This is a genomic window from Streptomyces griseus subsp. griseus (assembly GCF_000720255.1).
Lineage (GTDB): Bacteria > Actinomycetota > Actinomycetes > Streptomycetales > Streptomycetaceae > Streptomyces > Streptomyces griseus_I.
The window spans coordinates 15,103-37,155 of record NZ_JOJE01000058.1; the positions used below are offsets into that span (position 1 = coordinate 15,103).

Genomic DNA, 22,053 nt, shown 5'->3' on the forward strand with positions numbered 1-22,053 from the left:
GCGTCAGCGGGGAGCGCGCGCAGGTTTCGTGTACAGCACGACCTGTACACCGAGCCCCGCCACGGCAAGCGCCTCCAGCAGCGACAGTGCGATGAGCAACCCGCCCGCGTCCCCGCCGGCCCAGAAGACGGCCAGCGCCGCCAGCGGTACCCCGCAGAAGGCCGTCAGGTCGACCACGGTCTGGATCGCCTTGCGGGAACGGCGGCGGGTGTCGCCGCGGTGGTACGCCTCCCATCCGAAGGTCGTGAAGCCGCCCGCGGGCGCGACGAGTTCGGCCAGCCTGGGGCCCAGATCGACCCGCACGTAGTACCCGATCGCCGAGATCTTCTCGTCGTTGACGAGGTAGGTCCACCCGAGGACGACGCACACCGGCGGCAGCGCGAGCAGCATCGACGGCTGCTTGGCCTGGGCCGCGGCCGCGATGACGGCGGCGACGACCGCGAGGGTGACGTACAGCAGGTTGTCGCGGAAGCCGATCCGCGCCTTCTGCTCGTCCTTGACGCTCTGGTACTCGGCGAGCAGCAACTGCCCGACGCCGAGGTCCTCCCGCTCCGCCACGCCCGTCCCCTCCCCCGCTGCCGACGGCACTTGGTCGTCGCCGACTTGTTCAGTACCGCAAAGGGGTGCCGGAGACACCTCCCGCGAGGCGTGCTCTAGAAGACCGACTCCGCCTCGTCCATGCGGTCCTTGGGGACCGTCTTGAGTTCGGTCACCGCCTGCGCGAGCGGCACCATCACGATGTCGGTCCCGCGCAGCGCGGTCATCCGGCCGAACTCACCCCGGTGCGCGGCCTCCACCGCGTGCCAGCCGAAGCGGGTCGCGAGGACGCGGTCGTACGCGGTCGGTACGCCACCGCGCTGGACGTGGCCGAGGATGACCGGCTTGGCCTCCTTGCCGAGCCGCCGCTCCAGCTCGTACGCGAGGGCGGTGCCGATGCCCTGGAAGCGCTCGTGGCCGAACTGGTCGATGTCGCCCTTGGCGTAGTCCATGGTGCCGTCGGAGGGGTGGGCGCCCTCGGCCACGCAGATCACCGCGAACTTCTTGCCGCGGGAGAAGCGTTCCTCGACCAGCTTGACCAGGTCCGCCGGGTCGAAGGGGCGTTCGGGGAGGCAGATGCCGTGGGCGCCGGCCGCCATGCCGGACTCCAGCGCGATCCAGCCCGCGTGCCGGCCCATGACCTCGACGACCATCACTCGTTGGTGGGACTCGGCAGTCGTCTTCAGGCGGTCCATCGCCTCCGTGGCGACGCCGACGGCGGTGTCGAAACCGAAGGTGCGGTCCGTGGAGGAGATGTCGTTGTCGATCGTCTTGGGGACACCGACCACCGGCAGACCCGCGTCGCTCAGCATGCGCGCGGCGGTCAGCGTGCCCTCGCCGCCGATGGGGATCAGGGCGTCGATGCCGAAGTCGTGGACGATGTCGGAGGCGCTTTCGCAGGCCTCGCGCAACCGGTCGCGCTCCAGGCGGGAGGAGCCGAGGATGGTGCCGCCGCGGGCCAGGATGCCGCTGACCGAGTCCAGGTCGAGGCCGCGGTAGTGGCCGTCCAGCAGGCCCGCGTAGCCGTCTTCGAAGCCGATGACCTCGTCGCCGTAGTTGTCGACGGCGCGGTGCACGACCGACCGGATCACGGCGTTCAGGCCGGGGCAGTCGCCGCCTGCGGTGAGAACTCCGATACGCATCGTGCTGTGTCTCCTGCTCGCTGTTGACACCGGTGAGCCAGGTCCGATTGTTTCATGCTCTCGAGACCCATGTGGCTTTCGTCCAGCCTGCGGGCACTCCCCTCTCCCTTCACCGCTGGTCCGCGCGCCCTAGCCATCGCCAGGGGTATTGTCAAGAGGGTTCTGCTCACCTCGGTGGGCGATTTTTGTACACCCATTTCTTGGTACACACGGACGAATCACTCAGACGAAACGGAGATCCCGCGTGACGCGCAGCGTGTACGTGACCGGTATCGACCGCGGCGACGGTCGCCAGGTCGTCGAGCTGGGGGTCATGGAACTCCTGACCCGGCAGGTCGACCGGGTCGGGGTCTTCCGCCCCCTCGTCCACGACGGTCCCGACCGCCTCTTCGAGCTGCTGCGGGCCCGCTACCGGCTGTCCCAGGACCCGGCGACCGTGTACGGCATGGACTACCCCGAGGCGTCCGCCCTCCAGGCCGAGAGCGGCACGGACGAGCTGGTCTCGACCCTCGTCGACCGGTTCCACGCCGTCGCCCGGGACTACGACGTCGTCCTCGTCCTCGGTACCGACTTCGCCGACACCCAGCTCCCGGACGAGCTCTCCCTCAACGCCCGCCTCGCCAACGAGTTCGGCGCGTCAGTGATCGCGGTGGTGGGCGGACGCAAGCAGACCGCCGAGTCCGTGCTCGCCGAGACCCGCAACGCCTACCGGGCGTACGAGGGGCTGGGCTGTGACGTCCTGGCCATGATCGCCAACCGGGTGGCCCCCGACGACCGGGAGGGGATATCCGAGGGGCTCGGCTCGCGGCTGCCCGTGCCGTGCTACGTCCTCCCCGACGACGCGGCCCTCTCCGCGCCCACCGTCGCCCAGATCACCCACGCGCTCGGCGCGAAGGTCCTGCTCGGCGACGACTCGGGGCTGGCCCGGGACGCGCTGGACTTCGTCTTCGGCGGGGCCATGCTGCCGAACTTCCTGGGCGCCCTGACTCCGGGCTGTCTGGTCGTCACCCCGGGCGACCGCGCCGACCTGGTGGTGGGTTCGCTCGCCGCGCACAGCGCCGGCACCCCGCCGATCGCCGGTGTGCTGCTCACCCTGGACGAGGTGCCCGGCGACGACGTGCTCACCCTGGCCGCCCGGCTCGCCCCGGGCACCCCGGTGATCTCGGTGCCCGGCACCAGCTTCCCCACCGCCGCGGAACTCTTCTCCCTGGAGGGGAAGTTGAACGCGGCCACCCCGCGCAAGGCGGAGCGGGCACTCGGCCTCTTCGAGCGGTACGTCGACACCGGCGACCTCAACAACCGCGTCTCCGCACCCAGCAACGACCGCCTCACGCCGATGATGTTCGAGCACAAGCTGATCGAGCGGGCCCGTTCCCAGCGGCGCCGGGTGGTCCTGCCGGAGGGCACCGAGGAGCGAGTGCTGCACGCGGCCGAGGTGCTGCTGCGGCGCGGGGTGTGCGACCTGACCCTGCTCGGCCCGGTCGACCGGATCCGCAAGAAGGCCGCCGACCTCGGCATCGACCTCGGCGACTCGCAGCTGATCGACCCGGCCACCAGTGAGCTGCGCGACTCCTTCGCCGAGCAGTACGCCCTGCTGCGCGCCCACCGGGGCGTCACGGTGGAGCTGGCCTACGACGTCGTCTCGGACGTGAACTACTTCGGCACGCTGATGGTGCAGGAGGGGCTGGCCGACGGCATGGTGTCCGGGTCCGTGCACTCCACGGCCGCGACCATCCGGCCCGGCTTCGAGATCATCAAGACCAAGCCGGACGCCTCGATCGTGTCGTCCGTGTTCTTCATGTGCCTGGCCGACAAGGTCCTCGTCTACGGCGACTGCGCGGTCAACCCGGACCCGAACGCCGAGCAGCTCGCCGACATCGCCATTCAGTCGGCGGCGACCGCCGAGCAGTTCGGCGTGGAGCCGCGGATCGCGATGCTGTCGTACTCGACGGGCACGTCCGGTTCGGGCGCCGACGTCGACAAGGTGCGCGAGGCCACGGAGATCGTCCGCGGGCGGCGGCCCGACCTGATGATCGAGGGGCCGATCCAGTACGACGCGGCGGTCGAGCCGTCGGTGGCGGCGACCAAGCTGCCGGGCTCGAAGGTGGCCGGACAGGCGAGCGTGCTGATCTTCCCCGACCTGAACACCGGCAACAACACCTACAAGGCCGTGCAGCGCTCGGCCGGCGCGATCGCCGTCGGCCCGGTGCTCCAGGGGCTGCGCAAGCCGGTCAACGACCTGTCCCGGGGCGCCCTCGTCCAGGACATCGTCACCACCGTCGCCATCACGGCGATCCAGGCCCAGACCACTTCGCAGACCGCGACGCAGACCTCCAGCGAGAAGGCAGCCGCTCAGTGACCGCAACCCGTGTCCTCGTCCTCAACTCCGGCTCGTCGTCGGTGAAGTACCAGCTGCTCGACATGAGCGACGGCAGCCGGCTGGCGACGGGCCTGGTCGAGCGCATCGGTGAGCAGAGCTCCCGGCTCAAGCACACTCCGCTCGCCACCGGCGAGTCCCGCGAGTGGAACGGCGCGATCGCCGACCACGAGGCCGCCCTGAAGGCCGTCGCGGAGGAGCTGGCCAAGGACGGGCTCGGCCTGGACTCCCCGGAGTTGGCCGCGATCGGGCACCGGGTGGTGCACGGCGGGAAGTCCTTCACCGAGCCGACCGTGATCGACGAGCGGGTGCTCGCCGAGATCGAGCGGCTGATCCCGGTGGCCCCGCTGCACAACCCGGCCAACCTCACCGGCATCCGCACCGCGCAGGGCCTGCGCCCCGACCTGCCGCAGGTCGCCGTCTTCGACACCGCCTTCCACACGACGATGCCGGAGGCCGCGGCCCGTTACGCGATCGACGTGCGCACCGCCGACGAACACCGCGTGCGGCGCTACGGCTTCCACGGCACCTCGCACGCGTACGTCTCCCGGGCCACGGCGAAGCTGCTGGGCAGGGCGCCCGAGGACGTCAACGTGATCGTGCTGCACCTCGGCAACGGGGCGTCCGCCTCCGCGGTCCGGGGCGGGAAGTGCGTCGACACCTCCATGGGGCTGACGCCCTTGGAGGGGCTCGTGATGGGTACGCGTTCCGGGGACATGGACCCGGCCGTCATCTTCCATTTGGCGCGTGTTGGAGGAATGTCCATCGACGAGATCGACACTCTCCTCAACAAGAGGAGCGGACTGATCGGCCTGTGCGGCGACAACGACATGCGGGAGATCCGGCGCCGGATCGACGAGGGTGACGAAGAGGCCCAATTGGCCTTCGACATCTACATTCACCGGCTGAAGAAGTACATCGGCGCCTATTACGCGGTGCTCGGCCGGGTCGACGCGGTCGCCTTCACCGCCGGGGTCGGCGAGAACGCGGCGCCGGTGCGGGAGGCCGCCGTGGCGGGCCTGGAGGCACTGGGGCTCGCGGTGGACGGCGGGCTCAACGCCGTACGGGCCGACGAGCCGCGGCTGATCTCGCCGGCGCACGCGCGCGTGGCGGTCGCCGTGGTGCCGACGGACGAGGAACTGGAGATCGCGACTCAGACCTACGCGCTGGTCGGGCGGTAACAATTGCGCCTCCGCCGTGTTGCCGACTGAGCAATACACGGCAGTAACACGACTGAGCACAGAGCCGCCCATTTGTATATTCCGCCAGACGGAATATTCCTTAGCGAAACAAACCGATAGGATCGCCCCATGCGCCGTTCGAAAATCGTCTGTACTCTCGGCCCCGCGGTCGACTCCCACGAGATGCTCGTGTCGCTGATCGAGGCCGGTATGAATGTGGCCCGCTTCAACTTCAGCCACGGCACCCACGCCGAGCACCAGGGCCGGTACGACCGTGTCCGCGCCGCCTCCAAGGAGACCGGCCGTGCCATCGGCGTCCTCGCCGACCTGCAGGGCCCGAAGATCCGTCTGGAGACCTTCGCCGAGGGGCCGGTCGAGCTCGAGCGGGGTGACGAGTTCACCATCACCACCGAGGACGTGCCGGGCGACAAGCAGATCTGCGGCACCACTTACAAGGGGCTGCCCGGCGACGTCTCGCGCGGCGACCAGATCCTGATCAACGACGGGAACGTCGAGCTGAAGGTCCTGGACGTCGTGGGCCCGCGGGTGCGCACGATCGTCATCGAGGGCGGCGTCGTCTCCGACCACAAGGGCATCAACCTGCCCGGCGCGGCCGTGAACGTGCCCGCGCTGTCCGAGAAGGACATCGAGGACCTGCGCTTCGCGCTGCGGATGGGCTGCGACCTGGTCGCGCTGTCCTTCGTCCGGGACGCCAAGGACGTGGCCGACGTCCACCGCGTCATGGACGAGGAGGGCCGCCGTGTTCCCGTCATCGCCAAGGTGGAGAAGCCGCAGGCGGTGGAGAACATGGAGGACGTCGTGATGGCGTTCGACGCCGTGATGGTGGCCCGTGGTGACCTCGCCGTCGAGTACCCGCTCGAGAAGGTCCCCATGGTGCAGAAGCGCCTGATCGAGCTGTGCCGGCGCAACGCCAAGCCGGTGATCGTGGCGACCCAGATGATGGAGTCGATGATCACCAACTCCCGTCCGACCCGCGCCGAGGCCTCCGACGTGGCCAACGCGATCCTGGACGGCGCCGACGCGGTCATGCTGTCCGCCGAGTCGAGCGTGGGCGCGTACCCGATCGAGACCGTGAAGACGATGTCGAAGATCGTCGCCGCGGCCGAGCAGGAGCTGCTCTCCAAGGGACTGCAGCCGCTGGTCCCGGGCAAGAAGCCGCGCACGCAGGGTGGTTCGATCGCGCGTGCCGCCTGCGAGATCGCGGACTTCCTCGGTGGCCGGGGTCTGGTGGCCTTCACCCAGTCCGGCGACACCGCCCGCCGGCTGTCCCGCTACCGCGCGGTCCAGCCGATCATCGCCTTCACCACCGACGAGGGCACCCGCAACCAGCTGGCGCTCAGCTGGGGCGTCGAGTCGCACGTCGTGCCGTTCGTGAACAGCACCGACGAGATGGTCGACCTGGTGGACCAGGAGATCACCAAGATCAACCGCTTCAACTCCGGTGAGATCGTCATCATCACCGCGGGCTCGCCCCCCGGCGTCCCCGGCACCACCAACATGCTCCGCGTCCACCACCTCGGCGGCGGCGCGAAGGACTGATGTCCACGGGCCCGCACGGGCCTTGTACGGCACTGAGGGCGCCCCCTGGCTTCCAGGGGGCGCCCTCAGTGTGTGCGGCTCCCGAACGGGCTCCTGAAGGCCGCTCAGCCGGTCGCGTACTGATGCAGTCCGGGCACGTGCAGGGTGCCGCCGAACTGACCGGCCTGCTGCACCGTCGCGTTGGTGAAGTAGATGAGCGGGATGTTCAGCGGCGGCGGGCTGTCCGGGCTGAACGTCACCGGTATCAGGCCGAAGAGGTTGCCGGAGATCTTCTCCGTGTACATCACCGTGGCCCCGTCGCGGATCGTGGACGTGGTGCCCTTGCCCGCCTGGACGTGGTAAGTCTTGCCGGAGTGGGGGTCCTTGACCGACTGGTGCAGGTCGCCGATGTCGGTGCCGTCGGATATGACGTACTTCAGGACTTCCTTGACCGTGCCGTTGGCCGTCTTCACCTTGACGATGCCCTGGTAGTCCGCGCCCTTCAGCAGCAGCGAACTGGCGTTCAGGGTCCAGGGATCGTCGGGCAGCCGCATCTTGTTGTCGATGCCGCCCTCGTCGTCCGTGGCGACCGGGCAGTCGTCCGCGTCCGGCGTGGAGCTCGCCGACGGGCTCGGCGTGGCGGTGGCCGCGTCGGCCGCGTCCTTGGCGGCGTCCTTCGCGGCTTCCTCGGCGTTCTTGGCCGCCTCGGACGCCTTGTCGGTGGTGCCCTCGACGGTGTCCTTCACCGTGTCGGTGACCTTGTCGGTGGTCTCCTTGACGGGGTCGGACGCGCCGGAGTCCTTGCTGTCGCCGGCGTCAGCGCTGTCGCCGCCCGCGGCGGGCGTCGAGGAGGCGGAGGGGGACGGCGTCGGGCTCGCGTCCGACGTGTCCTTCTTGCCGCCGGTGAAGACGTCCTCGAGGGTGTCTCCGATGGTGTCGAGAAGGCCGCCGCCGCTCTCCGAGGCCGACGGGCTCGGCGTGCCGGCGTCGGAGCCGGAGGACTCGGCCTCCTTGTCCGCCGAGGCGGAGGGGGTCGGCGTGGGATCGGCCTTGTCGCCGGATCCCGCATCGGAACCGGAGTCGGTACCCGAGTCCGACGAGGAGTCCCCGCCCGAGGAACCGCCCGTCTCCGAGGGCTTGGGCTCCGACCCGGTGTCGTCCGTCTTGCCGTCGCCGCCGTCCGGCTTCTCGTCCGTCTTGCCGTCCGACTTGTCGTCGGCCGACTCGCTCGCCGAGGCGGAGGGCGACGGCGAGGCCGACGCGGAGGCACCGTCCGCCAGCGCCGCGACGCATTTCTCGTACTCGTCGGCCGACAGGGTCTTCGACGGCGACGGGGTGCTGTTGTTGTCGGCGATCGCCATACTCGCCGTGAAGCCCATCCCCATGAGGACCGCGGTCGGCATCGCCGCCAGGGCCATCGCCTTGCCGGTCGGCACGTGGAGCCTGGTGAACAGCGGCTTCTTGGGTGCCGCGTGGCGCGGCCCGGTTCTCACACGGGACGCGTCCACGTCCGTCCCGTGGGTCACCTCGTCAGCCGGCACTGTGCCTCCCGTTCGCCCCGTTGGCCGGGTTCGTTCCTGACAGATCGTTCGGCCCGCTCACCCCGTCCGCGCTCTTGACGGTCGGTACGACCGGCCCCGCGACGGCTCCTTCGGGGACCGCTCCCCCGGGTGTCTCGCCGAATCCCACGGCGCCCGGCGCCTGCTCCGGCACACCCGGCGCCCAGGAGATGGCCATCGCTCCACCGACCAGCGCGAGGAGGAAGCCGATCAGGAAGCCGCCGAGGTTGGACACCGGGATGGACACCAGCGCCAGCAGGATCGCCGCGACACCCGCGAAGACCCTTACGTGCTTCTGGAACCACAGGCTGATGCCGAGAACCACGAGCAGCACGCCGATGATCAGGGATCCGGCGCCCGCCGTCGTGGCCATCGCCAGCGTCAGGTGCCCGATCTGCAGGTGCGCGTACGGGAAGTAGGCGATGGGGATACCGCCGAGGAGGACGAACAGGCCGGCCCAGAACGGCCGACCGCCCCGCCAAGCGCGGAAGTTCCGCTTGAAGGTCGTGACGTAGTGCTCATCGCGGCCGGGGGCGGCAGGAGTCTCGGCGCTCATGGAAAACAGCTCCCTGGTGCGGCGTTGCTGTGGTGGTGAGTTGTACTGCGTGTGAAGATCCGGGCCTCAGAGTGGACGGGCGGGGGGCCACCGGCTCCCCCGCCCGTCAGCGAGTGCTTAGTAGCACTCCTTGACACCCGTCGACAGCGACATCTTCAGGCCGCTGAGCTTGAAGGTTCCGGCGGTGGTCGCCCACGCCGTCTGCTTCACGTCGGTGAGCTCCGCGGACTCCGCCTGCTGGCCGAACCCGAAGGGGTTGGCCTGCTCGCCGCCGCCCTTCATGCCGGGGCCGGGGCCGTTCTTCATGTCCCCGGCAGCCACGCCGATGTCGATGTTCTTGAACGTCGCGTCGGCGCTCAGGTCCTCGACATCGATGTAGAGGTTCTCGGCCTTGACCGGCGTACCCTCGCCGCCCGCCTTCAGCGTCAGGCTCACGGAGCCGATCAGCGGGATGTTCGGGGTGACCACGGACTGGCACATGTTCGTGATCGACGCGGTCTTGAACGCCGAGACGGCGACGGGGTGAGCCGTCTTCTTGCCGTCGAGCGTGTAACCCGCGTCAATGGCCCCGTACTGCGAGAAGCCGTTGCCGACGAGCTTGTCGGCCGACACCTTGAACGACTGCCCCGACACGCTGAACGACGCCGCGAGGGCGCCCTGCGCGAGGGCGATGCCTATGCACGCCGTGGCGGCGACGCTGGGCACCATGACCACAGCGAACCGCTTCCATCTGGTCCCGCCACGCACCTGGGACTCCATATTTCCTCCTTCTCGGACGTACATCTCCTGGCCCGGCTCGCCTCCGGACGGCGGCTCGGCCGGGCAGGGATGGGAGAAGTGCTACGTCCTCGGAAGGGAGAGCGCCCGCGCTCGGTGGCGCGAAACGCACCCGAATCACCGGCGATCACCCCCGAGCGACAACCACTGGTCGCGCCTGACACGCATCACGCACAACCCTGCCGGACAGGCTTCACCCGTAGGGCGAAGACCCCCCTGTCCAAGAGCCGGCGACACCTGTCGCCCGCTCTGCTCGGTGGGGACCCAGAGGATCCCGCGAGCCCGATTGGCTGTCGGGGTACGGGAATGGACCGAGCGTCGCCGATCGTGGTGCATTCTCGCGCCAGGCACAAGGGGGGTCGTTACTCGCTAGTAACGGCCGGATAACCGAAGGACGACCCGCAGATCTCGACCGGCGACAGAGGGTGGCCCTCGGGTGGGGTGCAAAACATTTGATCGACGGACAGAATCCGACAGATCAACACCGTCGTCTTACTCGCAGTAACAGCGGCCGCGATTACCAAGATTTGGTAAAGCGCGGCCGCACCCGACGATCCTCGGCCAATATTTCACTCGGGCATCACATGCCCGAGTGTTTAGCGACTGGTCAGCACACCGCGTCCGGGCGGATCAGAACAGAGCCCGTGCGAGCGCCCGCCGCGCCGCGGTCACCCGCGGGTCCTCGGCCCCCACCACCTCGAAGAGTTCGAGCAGTCGAAGCCTTGCGGCGTCCCGGTCCTCACCCGCCGTGCGCCGCACGGTGTCGATGAGCCGGCCGAAGGCGTCGTCGACATGACCACCCACCAGATCCAGGTCCGCGGCGGCGATCTGCGCCCGTGCGTCCGCCGGCTTCTCAGCTGCCTCCTTGCGCACCTGCTGCGGGTCGGCGTCCTGCACCCTATGCAGCAACTCGGCCTGCGCGAGTCCCAGTTTGGCCTCCGTGTTGCCCGGGTCGTCGCTCAGTACGTTCTTGTACGCCTGGACGGCGCCGCCCAAGTCGCCCGCGTCCAGCGCGCGGACGGCGGCTTCGAGCAGCGCGTCGTACGGGCCGGCCGGCACTTCGGCGGGGGCCGTGCGGTCACCGGGCTCGGCCTCGGCGTCGACGACCAGACCGGTCAGCCCGAAGCGCTCCTCGGCCACCTGGACCAACTGGTCGAGGGTCTGACGGATCTGCGCCTCACCGGCGGCCCCCTGGAAGAGCGGCAGGGCCTGCCCGGCGACGACCGCGAACACAGCGGGGATCCCCTGGATGCCGAACTGCTGCATCAGCATCTGGTTGGCGTCGACGTCGATCTTGGCGAGCAGGATCCGCCCGTTGTACTCGACGGCGAGCCGCTCCAGGACGGGGCTCAGCTGCTTGCAGGGCTGGCACCACTCGGCCCAGAAGTCGAGGACGACGGGCACCTCGGCCGAGCGCTGCAGGACGTCGGTCTCGAAGCCCGCCTCATCGACGTCGATGACGAGATCGGCCGGGGAGACGGCCCCCGCGGCGCCCTGCCGGGCCGCTTGGGCACGCGTCTGCTCCGCCTTCGCCTTGGCCTCCTGGGCCGCCTTCACCGCGGCGAGGTCGACGACTCCGCTCATGGACATGTTCCGTGGCTGCATGCGTCTATCCTCCCCCGTTCTCGCGCGTGCGTGAAAAGCGGTACGAAAAGCCGGGCCTGGTCCGGGCCGAGCGTGGTCACGAGCTTTCGCTACGAGTCGTAGCGTAATGGCTCGAGGGGGTGGGGGAACACCACCCCCCGGTGATCTCTCTCACGGCGCCGTGGGACTGGCCGGTTATGGTCGACGCATGCAGACCAGCAGCCCCGCGGGCCGCCCCGGCCGTCCGCGCAACGCCGCCGCGGACACCGCGATCCTGGCCGCGACACGGCAGGCCCTGGTCGAGCTCGGCTGGTCGAGACTCACCCTCGGAGACGTGGCCACCCGGGCCGGGGTCGCGAAGACGACCCTGTACCGCCGCTGGTCCGGCAAGCACGAACTGGTCGTCGACGCGGTGGCGGAACTCTTCGACGAACTGGAACTGCCCGACCGCGGCAGCCTCGCCGCCGACACCGAGGGCGTCGTCCTGCAGTTCGCGGCGATACTGGCCCGTCCGGAGGCCAAGAGCGGCCTGATGGCGGTGGTGGCCGAGTCCACTCGCGACGACGCCCTGCGCGAGCGGATCCGTACGTCCATCGTGGAGCGCCAGAAACGCCTGGTCCTCCAGGGCCGCACCCGGGCCCAGGCGCGCGGCGAACTCCCCCCGGAGGCCGACCCCGAGGTCGCCGCCCGCACGGCGGACCTCATCTTCGACATGGTGGCGGGCGCGGTCGTCCACCGCACCCTGGTCAGCGCGGAACCGGCGGACGAGGAGTGGGTGCGCGGCTTCACCCGGGTGCTGCTGCTGGGACTGGCCGCGTCCGCATAGTGCGCCCGGGGCGTCAGAACGGCGTCAGAACCCGGCGGGTTCCGTGTACACCCCCCACTCGTCCCGCAGCACCCCGCAGATCTCGCCCAGGGTCGCCTCGGCCCGTACGGCGTCCAGCATCGGCCCGATCATGTTGGAGCCGTCGCGTGCGGCCGCGAGCATGGCGTCCAGGGCGGCGCGTGCGGCCGCGTCGTCCCGCGAGCCCTTGCGGTCGGCCAGCACCCGGACCTGCTCCCGCTCGACCTCGTGGCTCACCCGCAGGATCTCCAGGTCGCCGGTGACGGAACCGGTGTGGACGTTCACGCCGACGACCCGCTTGTCGCCCTTCTCCAGGGCCTGCTGGTAGCGGAACGCGGACTCGGCGATCTCCCCGGTGAACCAGCCGTCCTCGATGCCGCGCAGGATGCCGGAGGTGATCGGGCCGATGGGGTGCTGTCCGTCGGGGTGCGCCCGCAGTCCGCGCTCCTTGATCTGCTCGAAGATCTTCTCGGCGTCGGCCTCGATCCGGTCCGTCAGCTGCTCGACGTACCAGGAACCGCCCAGCGGGTCCGCGACGTTGCCGACGCCGGTCTCCTCCATCAGCACCTGCTGGGTGCGCAGCGCGATCTCGGCGGCCTGCTCGGAGGGGAGCGCGAGGGTCTCGTCAAGGGCGTTGGTGTGCAGCGAGTTGGTCCCGCCGAGGACCGCCGCCAGCGCCTCCACCGCCGTACGCACCACGTTGTTGTACGGCTGCTGGGCGGTCAGCGAGACGCCGGCGGTCTGCGTGTGGAAGCGCAGCCACTGGGCCTTGTCGCTCTTCGCCCCGTACACGTCCCGCATCCAGCGGGCCCAGATCCGGCGGGCCGCGCGGAACTTGGCGATCTCCTCGAAGAAGTCGACGTGCGCGTCGAAGAAGAAGGACAGGCCGGGCGCGAAGACGTCCACGTCGAGGCCGCGGCTGAGCCCCAGCTCCACGTAGCCGAACCCGTCGGCCAGCGTGTACGCCAGCTCCTGCGCGGCCGTCGAACCGGCCTCGCGGATGTGGTAGCCGGAGACGGACAGCGGCTTGTAGGCGGGGATGCCGGCCGCGCAGTACTCCATCAGGTCGCCGATCAGGCGCAGATGGGGCTCGGGCTGGAAGAGCCACTCCTTCTGCGCGATGTACTCCTTGAAGATGTCGGTCTGGAGGGTCCCGTTGAGCACCCCCGGATCCACACCCTGGCGCTCGGCGGCGACCAGGTACATGCAGAAGACGGGCACGGCGGGCCCGCTGATGGTCATGGACGTCGTGACGTCACCGAGCGGGATGTCCTTGAAGAGGACCTCCATGTCGGCGGCCGAGTCGATGGCGACCCCGCAGTGGCCGACCTCGCCGAGCGAGCGGGGGTCGTCGGAGTCGCGCCCCATGAGGGTCGGCATGTCGAACGCGACGGACAGACCGCCCCCGCCGTTGGCGAGGATCATCTTGTACCGCTCGTTGGTCTGCTCGGCGTTCCCGAACCCGGCGAACTGCCGGATGGTCCACGTACGCCCCCGGTAGCCGGTCGGGTACAGCCCGCGGGTGAAGGGGTACTCCCCGGGCCAGCCGATCCGCTCGAAGCCCTCGTACCCGTCTCCAGGCCGGGGCCCGTACACCGGCTCCACGGCGTCGCCGGAGAGCGTGGTGAAGTCAGCGTCGCGCGTCCGCGCGGCGTCGTACCGGGCCTGCCAGCGACGGCGGCCCTCCTCGATGGCGTCAGCGTCCATACCCCCGAATTTACTTGGACGTCCTAGTAAATGTCGAGCGCATACCGGGGCGTCCTGGTAAATGGGGGCGCGAAAACCGCCACGAGGCTCCCGTGGCGGTCCGGCTCACGCCTTGGCGACGGCCGTCTCGCCCTCGCCGACCTTGGCCTCCAGCTCCCGCGTGACGTTGCGCTCCACGAAGAACGCGGCCGTCGGGACCGTTCCCGCCAGCAGCACCCACAGCTGCTTGCGCACCGGCCACTTCGCCTTGGAGCCCAGGTCGAAGGCGACGACCAGGTAGATCACGTAGAGCCAGCCGTGCGCGATGCCCACGACGCTCGTGAAACCGTCGGCGCCGTCGATCTTCAGCAGGTACTTGGCGATGACGCCCAGGGTGAGCAGGACCAGCAGCACACCGGTGACGTAGGCCATGACGCGGTAGCGCGTGAGCACGGACTTCTTCATGCGTATGAGCCTAACCACGTGTTCCGGGGGATCTTGCCCCGGGTCACTCCTCGTCGAAGTCGTGCGCCGCCACCCGCAGCGGGCGCAGCATCGCGAAGATCTCCGCGCACTCCTCGGCGTCGTAGACACCGAGACCGAACTCCATCGCCATCAGGTCGCGGGTGGCCGCCTCGACGACCTCACGGCCCTTGTCGGTGATGGAGGCGAGGGTGCCGCGGCCGTCGTTGGGGTTGGGGCGCTTGTCCACCAGACCCGACCTGACCAGGCGATCGACGGTGTTGGTGACCGACGTGGGGTGCACCATGAGCCGCTCGCCGATCTTCGACATCGGCAGTTCGCCGGCCTTGGAGAAGTTCAGCAGCACCAGCGCCTCGTAGCGCGCGAACGTCAGCCCGTACGGCTTGACCACGGCGTCGACCTCGGCGAGCAGGATCTGGTGCGCGCGCATGATCGAGGTGATCGCGGCCATGGACGGCACGTTTCCCCAGCGCTGTTTCCAGAGCTCGTCGGCGCGGGCGATGGGGTCGAACGGGAGACTGAGCGGCTTCGGCACGTCTCCAGACCTTACCGGCCGGTCACATGGTGGTCAGCCCCGTCTCGCACTTCGGTCCGCCGGACCTCCACGGCCAGCAGCGCACAGCTCACCGTGCCCAGGACCCCGGCCCCGGCGACCGTCGCGGCCACCCCCACGAGTTCCGCGGCCGCGCCCGCCAGCGTCATGCCCACTCCCTGCACGGTCATCAGCCCCGCGGTGAGCAGCGTCATCGCCCGGCCCCGCAGCTCCTCCGGCACCGCCCGCACGAACCACTGGTCCGCGCCCAGGGTGTACGCGACCCCGGCCCCGGAGACCAGCAGCAGGAGCAGCGAGACGGCGAGGCCGGGGCGCAGGGCGTAGCCGAGGTAGGGCAGCAGAGAGAAGCAGACCAGCGGCAACGCGATCCGCTCCCGTGCGGCGGGCCGCAGCCGGGCCCCCACGTACAGCTCTCCGGCGATGGTGCCGACGGGCAGCGCGCACATCAGCAGGCCCAGGCCCGTCGATCCGGCCCCGAGGCCGTCGGCGTACGGGGCGGCCAGCGCCTCCGGGGCGACGGAGAACAGCGGCGGCACCCAGAAGAGAAGCAGCAGAGCCCGGACCCGGCGGTCGGCGAGTACCTGGCGGGCGCCCCTGAGCGAGTCCACCACCAGCGACGATCCGCTGTCCCGGGCACGGGCGGGCCGGCGCCGGGTGCCGCAGCGCAGCAGCACGGCCGAGGAGAGGAACGTGCCCACGGTGATGAGCAGGGCGTGGCGCGGGGCGACGGAGGCGAGCAGCAGCCCGCCGAGGCCGAAGCCGACGAGCAGCGCGCTCTGCGAGGTGATCCGCAGCAGGGAGCGGCCGAGCACGAACAGGTCGCCGTCGCCGAGGACGTCGGCCAGCGTCGCCATCCGGGTCCCCGCGAACACGGGCGCGACCACGGCGACAGCGCAGCGTCAGCAGTGCGGCGATGGAGGCGCCCGGCGTCACCATCAGCGCCACGCACCCGGCGCACACCAGATCGCACACCACCAGCACGCGCCGCGGCGGGAAGCGGTCGGCGACCCCCGCGATCAGGGTGCCGCCGACGACGTACGGCAGGAAGCCGAGCGCGAACGTCAGCGCGCTCATCAGCGGGGAGCCGGTGAGCTCGTAGACGAGCACGGACAGCGTGATCTCGCTGACGATCACGCCCAGCATGGACAGCAGATGGGCGGCGAAGACGGCACGGAACTCACGGACGGCGAAGACGCGCGCGTAGCCCGCGGGGGCGGGTGGTTTCTGGGTGGACGGGATCGTGGTGTCCGTCGTCTGATCCGGTGGCATGGGCAGCAGCGTGCTGGTGACACCGGGGGCGGCGTAGTGTTTCGGCGGTAGCCGAATGTTTGGCCCGGGATCCCGGGAGGGGGCGGTGTGCCGTCGCGTCTGCACTTCCGGGAGGACGACTTCCTCCGCTGCCGCTTCGCCGTGTCTCCGCTCTGGGAGACGCAGGAGGTGGCGCGCACGCTCAAGCGGCCCGACCGGCACGGCTATCACGCGCCCTGGCTGCGCCGGGTCCGGACGGCGGCCGACGCGCTCGACCTGGGCGGACTGTGGCTGCTGATGCCGCGCCGCGGCCACTCACCGGACTGGCTGTGCCCGCCGCCGGCGGGACCGGCGGTCGGCTTCGAGGACGAGATCGCCGTGGTGCGGTCCGCCGATCCCGAGTCGGCCCGCGAGGACACCGCCCGCTCGCTCGCGGACACCCCGGGCGCGCTCGACTCGCCGCGGGGCCGGGCGTGGCTCGCGGACCCGGCCCGGATGATCGGGGAGCTGGCCGACACGCTGGAGCGGATCTGGCACACCCTCGTCGAGCCCGACTGGCCGCGGCTGCGCGCGCTGCTCGAGGCGGACGTGGCGTTCCATTCCCGCCGGCTCGCCGAGGTGGGCCTGGGCGGTCTGCTCCCCGAGATCAACCACCGCTGCGGCTGGCACGCCGGGACCCTGACGGTGGACTCGGGTGAGCACGAGCGCCATCTGGGCGGGCAGGGCCTGGTGTTGATGCCGAGTGTCTTCTCCTGGCCGGACGTCGTCACCGGCTTCGACCCGCCGTGGCAGCCGACCGTGGTCTACCCGGCCCGGGGCATCGCCGCCCTGTGGTCGGAGCCGGCCGAGCACACCCCGGACGCGCTGGTACGCCTGCTGGGGCGCGGCCGGGCCACCGTCCTCGCGGCCCTCACGGACCCGGCCGGCACGACCGCCCTCGCCCACCGTCTGGACCTCGCCCCCTCCTCGGTCTCCGCCCACCTGACGACCCTGCGCGACGCGGGCCTGCTGGTCGCCCGCCGGTACGGCCACCAGGTGCTGTACGAACGCACACCGCTGGGGATGGCGCTGGCGTCGGGTGGGGGCGGGGGCAACGGAGGTGAAGGGCGGAGGGGGTGAAGGCCGCGCGCCGGTCGCGAGGTCGCTCAGCGCCGTCCCGAGCGTCGCAGGCGATGCCGCACCGCCCGCTGTGCCACCGGCCCGAGTTCCTCCAACGCTCCGACCAGGGAGCCGAGCTGCTCCAGGGCGTCCAACGCGGCGGTGGCCCCCACCGCGTCGACCCCCTCGTACAGCTCGATCCCCACGAACGAGGCCGCCACCGCCCGCGCCAGCCCCGGCGCGTCCACGAACTCCCCGAACGGCGTCCGGTCGAGCACCCGCACGAGCACCTGCTCGATCTCGGTGATCCACAGTTCGAGGCCGGCCGCGGTCGCCGGTCCGAGGCTCTCGTGGGTCTGGGCACCCGCGAGCAGCTGCCCGAGAAGCGCGACATGGCCGCCGGCCCGCTCCTGTTCATGGATCTCCCGCCCCACGACCAGCAGCTCGGACAGCGTCGTGACCGCCGCGAAGCGGGGGCGGTACCGCGAGACCGTGCGCTCCGCCCCGTAGCGGCACGCCGCCGCCAGCAGTTCGTCCACGGAGCCGAAGTGGTAGAAGACCAGCGCCTGGTTGACCCCGGCGGCGGCCGCGATCGTACGCGCGGACACCTTCGCGATCCCCTGTTCGGTGAGCGTCCGCAGCGCCCCTTCCAGGAGTTTGGCCTTCGTCTCCTGCGACTTCGCCGTCTCCGGGCTCACGCACGGACCTCCTCGCGCACCGGCCGCAGCCCGGCCCGCACACCACACCGCCGTACGTCCGTGTACGTCGCCGTGAAGGATCCCTCGTAGCCGAACAGCGGCCCGAAGTACCGGTTCACCACCCGTACCCGGATGCGGAAGCGCCCGGCGACGTCGTCGAACGACTCCCGCACCTCCGCGCTCGCCCCGATCAGTTCGGGCACCCGCACGTCCACCGCCCCTTCCCGGAACCGGTGTTCACCGGAGCGGATCAGCAGCGATCCGTCGGGCTCGGCGCCGAAGTGGAGGTCGCTGGCGAGGTGCTGGTGGGTGCCCAGGTAGTCGAGGACGCGGTCGCCCTTGGGGCTCAGCACCATCTGGGCGTCGAAGCGGCGGGAACGGCCGGGCAGGTCGAAGGTGCGCACGAAGGTCACCGTCTCACGTCCGAAGCTGTCGGTGTACGGCACGTTCTCGATGACGAAGGGCACGTTCCGCCCGGCTCGCGGGACCAGGATGTTGCGGGTGGACCCGAGGGCCAGGAAGGGCTTCACGAAGGCGCGGCCGTGCCAGACGCGTTCCATCACCCCGCGCCCCGTGCACGCCTCCCCGCTCGCGAGGCCGACCGAGAAGCGGCGCTGGAGCTGCGGGTGCAGACGGTCGAATTCGGTGCCCATCACCGTACGGAAGATGGAGGCGGGGGCGGTCGTAGGCGTACTCATCGCGGGTTCTCCAGAGCTCGCAACAGGCGCGGCGCACGCACGCGCGTGGGCGGTTGCCGCAGGCAGCGACGGGCGGCCGGGGTGCAGGACAGCGGTGACTTGAACAGGGCCACGCTGATGGCGACGGCCAGCAGCAGCGGGCACAGGTAGGCCGTCATCGCCGCGAACGGGCCGAGCAGGCGCAGCAGGGAGTCGAGGCCGAGGCCGGTGCAGGAGAGGGTGACGACGGTGGCCCGGACCGCCAGTTCGGCGAGCCAGTTGACCAGCGCCCGCTCCGGCGTGATCCCCCGTTCCAGCCACAGGCGCAGGCGGTCGAACGACCAGGCGGTGGCCCAGCCCATCAGCGGGCGGAACACCAGCCGGTCGGCGACGGCTCCGAAGCGGCCCCAGCGGGGGCGGTAGTCGTAGCCGGTGAGGAAGCGGACGCCGTCGCCGTCGGGGACGTAGCGCCAGTAGCCGCTGCCCTCGGCGAGCAGGGAGAGGCGGTGCGGGGAGGAGAAGCGCAGGGCGGAGGTGCGAGTGCCGTCGGCGCGCTGTCTCTCACCCGCCGTGACACCCGTCCCGGCGACGGTCAGGAAGGGCAGCACGCGCGTGGCGTACCGGAAGTGCTGCGGTTCGCCCTCCGCGCGCGGGAGGTGGTCGATCTCGGTGAAGCGCAGGTCCCAGCGCTGGTGCTGGTCGGGTTCCTGGGTGCGCGCCCACAGGTCGTCGAGGTCGGCGCGGATCCGCGCCTCTATGTAAAGCCCCATCGATCTCCCCCTGGTCGACTCACTGTTTGAGCGACTGCTCAAACTCGTGGAACTGAAAGTACACCGCTTTGAGCGATCGCTCAAATACCGCGGCGAGAAAAACCCCGGCCCGCCGGGGCCGGGGTCGGAGCGCCTGCTGCCGCGGGGCTACCCCGCGAGATACCGCTCCACGGTCTCCACCTTGGACGTGAGCCCGTCCGTCACGCCCGGACGGATGTCGGCCTTGAGGACCAGCGAGACGCGCGGCGCCCGTTCCTCGACGACGGCGACGGCACGCCGGACGACGTCCATGACTTCGTCCCACTCGCCCTCGACGGAGGTGAACATCGCGTCGGTGCGGTGGGGCAGCCCGGACTCGCGGACGACACGGACGGCGTCGGCCACGTACTCCCCCACTTCCTCGCCGACCCCCAGCGGCGTCACGGAGAAGGCGACGATCATGACGCCCCCATGACGCCCTCGCGGCGCGCGCGAGAAGCGATGACCGCGTCCTCCGCCTCGCGGCGCAGCTTGCGCTCGGCGAAGAAGCCACCGGTGGGCAGCACGGACAGGACGAAGTAGAGGGCCGCGGTCTTGAGGTCCCACTTGGTGCGGTTCCAGGCGTCGGCCCAGAAGACCACGTAGAGGATGAACAGCACGCCGTGGATCGCGCCCATCACGGGCACCGCGTTGAAGTCCGTGGTCCGCTTCAGCACCGAGCAGACGAGCAGCAGGAGGAAGGAGATGGCCTCGGGCGCGGAGACCAGGCGAAGTCGTCGGAGGGCGGTGGCGGTCTTGAGGTCCACGGGTCACCTTCGGTGGGAGAGGCTCGACGGTCGGGCGGGTGTACGGCATGGGTGGCTTGTGAACGCACGCACAAGCGTTCGCCCATTGTGGCAAATGTGCCGGGCGGGCCGCAGGAGGGGGTCCCGGGCCGTCCCCTAAGGGTGTGGTCGGGGTCAGTCTCCACCCACGGGCTCTGTCCGACGGGCCGACCTGCGGCTACCTTCACCCCGTGGCGATGTTCCGACTGCAAGGAAGCAAGGTGCTCGCCGTCGACATGACCGGGGATGCCGTGAAGGCGAAGAACGGCTCCATGGTCGCGTACGACGGGCAGATGGCCTTCAAGAAGATGAGTGGCGGCGGCGAGGGGCTGCGGGGGATGGTGACCCGGCGGCTCACCGGCGAGCAGATGACCGTGATGGAGGTGAAGGGGCAAGGGACGTGCTGGTTCGCGGACCGCGCCTCGGAGATCAACCTCGTCAATCTCCAGGGGGACAAGCTGTACGTGGAGTCGAGCAACCTGCTCGCGACCGACGCCGGCCTCAGGACCGGCACGACCTTCACCGGACTGCGCGGCGCCACCCAGGGCAACGGGCTGTTCACGACGACCGTCGAGGGCCACGGCCAGGCGGCGATCACGTCGGACGGGCCGGCCGTGGTGCTGCGGGTCAGTCCGCAGTATCCGCTGACCGTCGACCCGGGGGCGTACATCGCCCACCAGGGCAATGTCCGGCAGTCCTTCCAGTCCGGCGTGACGTTCCGCACGTTCCTCGGGGAGGGCGGCGGCGAGGCCTTCCAGATCCGCTTCGAGGGTGACGGCCTGGTCTACGTCCAGCCGAGCGAGCGGAACACGATCGCGGGGGATGTGTGACATGCCCTTCCGTGAGCTCAACTCGAAGATGGTCGAGGCGACGGTCGTGCCCGGCCAGCGCTTGTTCAGCCAGCGGGGCGCGATGCTCGCCTACCGGGGCGAGGTCTCCTTCACGCCCAACATGCAGGGCGGCCAGGGCGGTGTGATGTCGATGATCGGCCGTCGGCTCGCCAACGAGGACACCCCGCTGATGACGGTCGAGGGCAGCGGCACCGTCCTCTTCGGTCACGGCGGCCACCACGTCCAGGTCATCCAGCTCACCGGCGACACGCTCTACGTCGAGGCGGACCGGCTGCTCGCCTTCGAGGGCACCCTCCAACAGGGCACGATGTTCATGGGCTCGCAGGGCGGTGTCATGGGCATGGTCCGGGGTCAGATCAGCGGCCAGGGCCTGTTCACCACCACCCTCAAGGGCCACGGCGCGGTCGCCGTGATGGCCCACGGCGGTGTCTTCGAGATCCCGATCACCCCGCAGCGCCCCATCCACGTCGACCCCCAGGCCTACGTCGCCCACCACGGCGACGTCCGCAACAAGCTGTCCACCGCCCTGGGCTGGCGGGACATGGTGGGCCGCGGCTCCGGCGAGGCGTTCCAACTGGAACTCAGCGGCAACGGCACCGTCTACGTCCAGGCCTCGGAGGAGAAGCTTTGACATCCTCCCCTCCCTGAAGGGAGGGGATTCCTGGCTCAGGCTGCCTCCGGGAGCAGCGCTCCCGAAGGTCTTATGCCCTCAGCACCAGCCGGGTTGAGACCAGCCCGGACGAGCACCACGCGCGCGGAGTTCTTGTCCCTGGGGGACACGACTCCGCACGCGGTGCAGGTGTAGGTACGTTCCGAAAGAGGAAGTGCGTGCTTGGTTCTCGCTCCGCACGACGCGCAGTCCATGGTGGTGTGCGCGGGATGCACGAGACGGATGTCCCGCCCGTGCTTGCGGCCCATCTCGATCAGGGCCGTTTTGGTGGCACCGATCGCCGCGTCAGCGGCCTTGCGGGCCATGGTGGTCTTCGCGAGGAACTTCGGCCGGAAGTCCTCGGCCGCAATCGCGTCGTGGTCGCGGATGACGCGCTTGGCCCACTTGCGGGCGGTGTCCTGCCGCTGACACGCGATCTTC

At 70.3% G+C, this 22,053-nt stretch carries 22 protein-coding genes and 1 pseudogene; 7 read left to right on the top strand and 16 right to left on the bottom strand.

Annotated features, from left to right (window positions below):
* Positions 1 to 3: 3 nt before the first annotated feature.
* A complete protein-coding gene (locus IG99_RS40140; protein ID WP_037683320.1) occupies positions 4 to 558 on the bottom strand; it encodes a hypothetical protein in 555 nt (184 codons plus the stop codon).
* A 95-nt stretch (positions 559 to 653) separates the two neighbouring features.
* Positions 654 to 1,679 (bottom strand): ATP-dependent 6-phosphofructokinase, encoded by a 1,026-nt coding sequence (locus IG99_RS40145; RefSeq protein ID WP_037683322.1) that lies wholly within the window; start codon positions 1,677 to 1,679, stop codon positions 654 to 656.
* Between the two features lie 244 nt (positions 1,680 to 1,923).
* Between IG99_RS40145 and pta the strand changes: the two genes are divergently transcribed.
* The 3 genes from pta to pyk all read left to right on the top strand — a co-directional run bounded on the left by pta (position 1,924) and on the right by pyk (position 6,797).
* Positions 1,924 to 4,038: a phosphate acetyltransferase gene (gene pta, locus IG99_RS40150; protein ID WP_037683324.1), complete on the top strand. Its 2,115-nt coding sequence runs from the start codon at positions 1,924 to 1,926 to the stop codon at positions 4,036 to 4,038.
* The gene (locus IG99_RS40155; protein ID WP_037683326.1) at positions 4,035 to 5,237 is read left to right on the top strand and encodes an acetate kinase; all 1,203 of its coding nucleotides are present in this window, start codon (positions 4,035 to 4,037) and stop codon (positions 5,235 to 5,237) included. Before pta ends, IG99_RS40155 begins: the two co-directional genes overlap by 4 nt.
* Before the next feature lie 129 nt (positions 5,238 to 5,366).
* A complete protein-coding gene (gene pyk, locus IG99_RS40160) occupies positions 5,367 to 6,797 on the top strand; it encodes a pyruvate kinase (protein WP_037683328.1) in 1,431 nt (476 codons plus the stop codon).
* Between the two features lie 104 nt (positions 6,798 to 6,901).
* Here pyk and IG99_RS40165 read toward each other — a convergent pair whose 3' ends face one another.
* From IG99_RS40165 to IG99_RS40180, 4 genes are all read right to left on the bottom strand, one after another.
* Complete coding sequence (locus tag IG99_RS40165) at positions 6,902 to 8,317, bottom strand: hypothetical protein (protein WP_037683330.1); 1,416 nt, start codon at positions 8,315 to 8,317, stop codon at positions 6,902 to 6,904.
* Positions 8,307 to 8,891: a DUF6114 domain-containing protein gene (locus tag IG99_RS40170; protein WP_037683332.1), complete on the bottom strand. Its 585-nt coding sequence runs from the start codon at positions 8,889 to 8,891 to the stop codon at positions 8,307 to 8,309. The genes IG99_RS40165 and IG99_RS40170 overlap by 11 nt, the downstream gene beginning before the upstream one ends.
* 117 nt (positions 8,892 to 9,008) lie before the next feature.
* Entirely contained in the window at positions 9,009 to 9,650 is a 642-nt protein-coding gene (locus IG99_RS40175; protein WP_037683333.1) for a DUF6230 family protein, read from the bottom strand.
* A gap of 648 nt (positions 9,651 to 10,298) precedes the next feature.
* Positions 10,299 to 11,273, bottom strand: coding sequence for a tetratricopeptide repeat protein (locus IG99_RS40180; protein WP_199815717.1), 975 nt, complete (start codon positions 11,271 to 11,273; stop codon positions 10,299 to 10,301).
* A 187-nt stretch (positions 11,274 to 11,460) separates the two neighbouring features.
* Here IG99_RS40180 and IG99_RS40185 point away from each other — a divergent pair, with 187 nt between their 5' ends.
* Positions 11,461 to 12,078: a TetR/AcrR family transcriptional regulator gene (locus IG99_RS40185; protein WP_037683336.1), complete on the top strand. Its 618-nt coding sequence runs from the start codon at positions 11,461 to 11,463 to the stop codon at positions 12,076 to 12,078.
* A gap of 24 nt (positions 12,079 to 12,102) precedes the next feature.
* Here IG99_RS40185 and IG99_RS40190 read toward each other — a convergent pair whose 3' ends face one another.
* The 4 genes and pseudogenes from IG99_RS40190 to IG99_RS40205 form a co-directional block, all read right to left on the bottom strand.
* Entirely contained in the window at positions 12,103 to 13,803 is a 1,701-nt protein-coding gene (locus IG99_RS40190; RefSeq protein WP_037683338.1) for an acyl-CoA mutase large subunit family protein, read from the bottom strand.
* Between the two features lie 105 nt (positions 13,804 to 13,908).
* Positions 13,909 to 14,247: a DUF3817 domain-containing protein gene (locus IG99_RS40195; protein WP_037683339.1), complete on the bottom strand. Its 339-nt coding sequence runs from the start codon at positions 14,245 to 14,247 to the stop codon at positions 13,909 to 13,911.
* A 43-nt stretch (positions 14,248 to 14,290) separates the two neighbouring features.
* On the bottom strand, positions 14,291 to 14,800 hold the full coding sequence (locus IG99_RS40200; protein ID WP_037683341.1) for a MarR family winged helix-turn-helix transcriptional regulator: 510 nt from the start codon (positions 14,798 to 14,800) through the stop codon (positions 14,291 to 14,293).
* 11 nt (positions 14,801 to 14,811) lie between these two features.
* Positions 14,812 to 16,087 (bottom strand): annotated as a pseudogene (locus IG99_RS40205) (MFS transporter).
* An 87-nt stretch (positions 16,088 to 16,174) separates the two neighbouring features.
* Between IG99_RS40205 and IG99_RS40210 the strand changes: the two are divergent.
* Positions 16,175 to 17,185, top strand: a complete 1,011-nt coding sequence (locus IG99_RS40210; protein WP_037683342.1) for an ArsR/SmtB family transcription factor — start codon at positions 16,175 to 16,177, stop codon at positions 17,183 to 17,185.
* 26 nt (positions 17,186 to 17,211) lie between these two features.
* Here the strand turns inward: IG99_RS40210 and IG99_RS40215 are convergent, their stop codons facing one another.
* From IG99_RS40215 to IG99_RS40235, 5 genes are all read right to left on the bottom strand, one after another.
* Positions 17,212 to 17,862, bottom strand: coding sequence for a TetR/AcrR family transcriptional regulator (locus IG99_RS40215; RefSeq protein ID WP_037683343.1), 651 nt, complete (start codon positions 17,860 to 17,862; stop codon positions 17,212 to 17,214).
* Entirely contained in the window at positions 17,859 to 18,560 is a 702-nt protein-coding gene (locus IG99_RS40220) for a DUF4166 domain-containing protein (protein ID WP_037683346.1), read from the bottom strand. Before IG99_RS40220 ends, IG99_RS40215 begins: the two co-directional genes overlap by 4 nt.
* Positions 18,557 to 19,309 carry a hypothetical protein gene (locus IG99_RS40225; RefSeq protein ID WP_037683349.1) on the bottom strand — a complete coding sequence of 251 codons (753 nt, stop codon included), beginning with the start codon at positions 19,307 to 19,309 and terminating at the stop codon, positions 18,557 to 18,559. Before IG99_RS40225 ends, IG99_RS40220 begins: the two co-directional genes overlap by 4 nt.
* 147 nt (positions 19,310 to 19,456) lie before the next feature.
* Positions 19,457 to 19,750: an MTH1187 family thiamine-binding protein gene (locus tag IG99_RS40230; RefSeq protein WP_037683353.1), complete on the bottom strand. Its 294-nt coding sequence runs from the start codon at positions 19,748 to 19,750 to the stop codon at positions 19,457 to 19,459.
* Complete coding sequence (locus tag IG99_RS40235; RefSeq protein ID WP_037683354.1) at positions 19,747 to 20,094, bottom strand: DUF3817 domain-containing protein; 348 nt, start codon at positions 20,092 to 20,094, stop codon at positions 19,747 to 19,749. Before IG99_RS40235 ends, IG99_RS40230 begins: the two co-directional genes overlap by 4 nt.
* A gap of 215 nt (positions 20,095 to 20,309) precedes the next feature.
* On the opposite strand from IG99_RS40235, the gene IG99_RS40240 reads away from it, so the two are divergent.
* Together IG99_RS40240 and IG99_RS40245 are read left to right on the top strand one after the other, a co-directional pair.
* Entirely contained in the window at positions 20,310 to 20,942 is a 633-nt protein-coding gene (locus tag IG99_RS40240; RefSeq protein WP_037683362.1) for an AIM24 family protein, read from the top strand.
* Between the two features lies 1 nt (position 20,943).
* A complete protein-coding gene (locus tag IG99_RS40245) occupies positions 20,944 to 21,594 on the top strand; it encodes an AIM24 family protein (RefSeq protein ID WP_037683356.1) in 651 nt (216 codons plus the stop codon).
* 35 nt (positions 21,595 to 21,629) lie between these two features.
* Here IG99_RS40245 and IG99_RS40250 read toward each other — a convergent pair.
* Positions 21,630 to 22,053: zinc ribbon domain-containing protein (locus IG99_RS40250; protein ID WP_158973340.1), on the bottom strand; the 424-nt coding region annotated here is incomplete at its 5' end.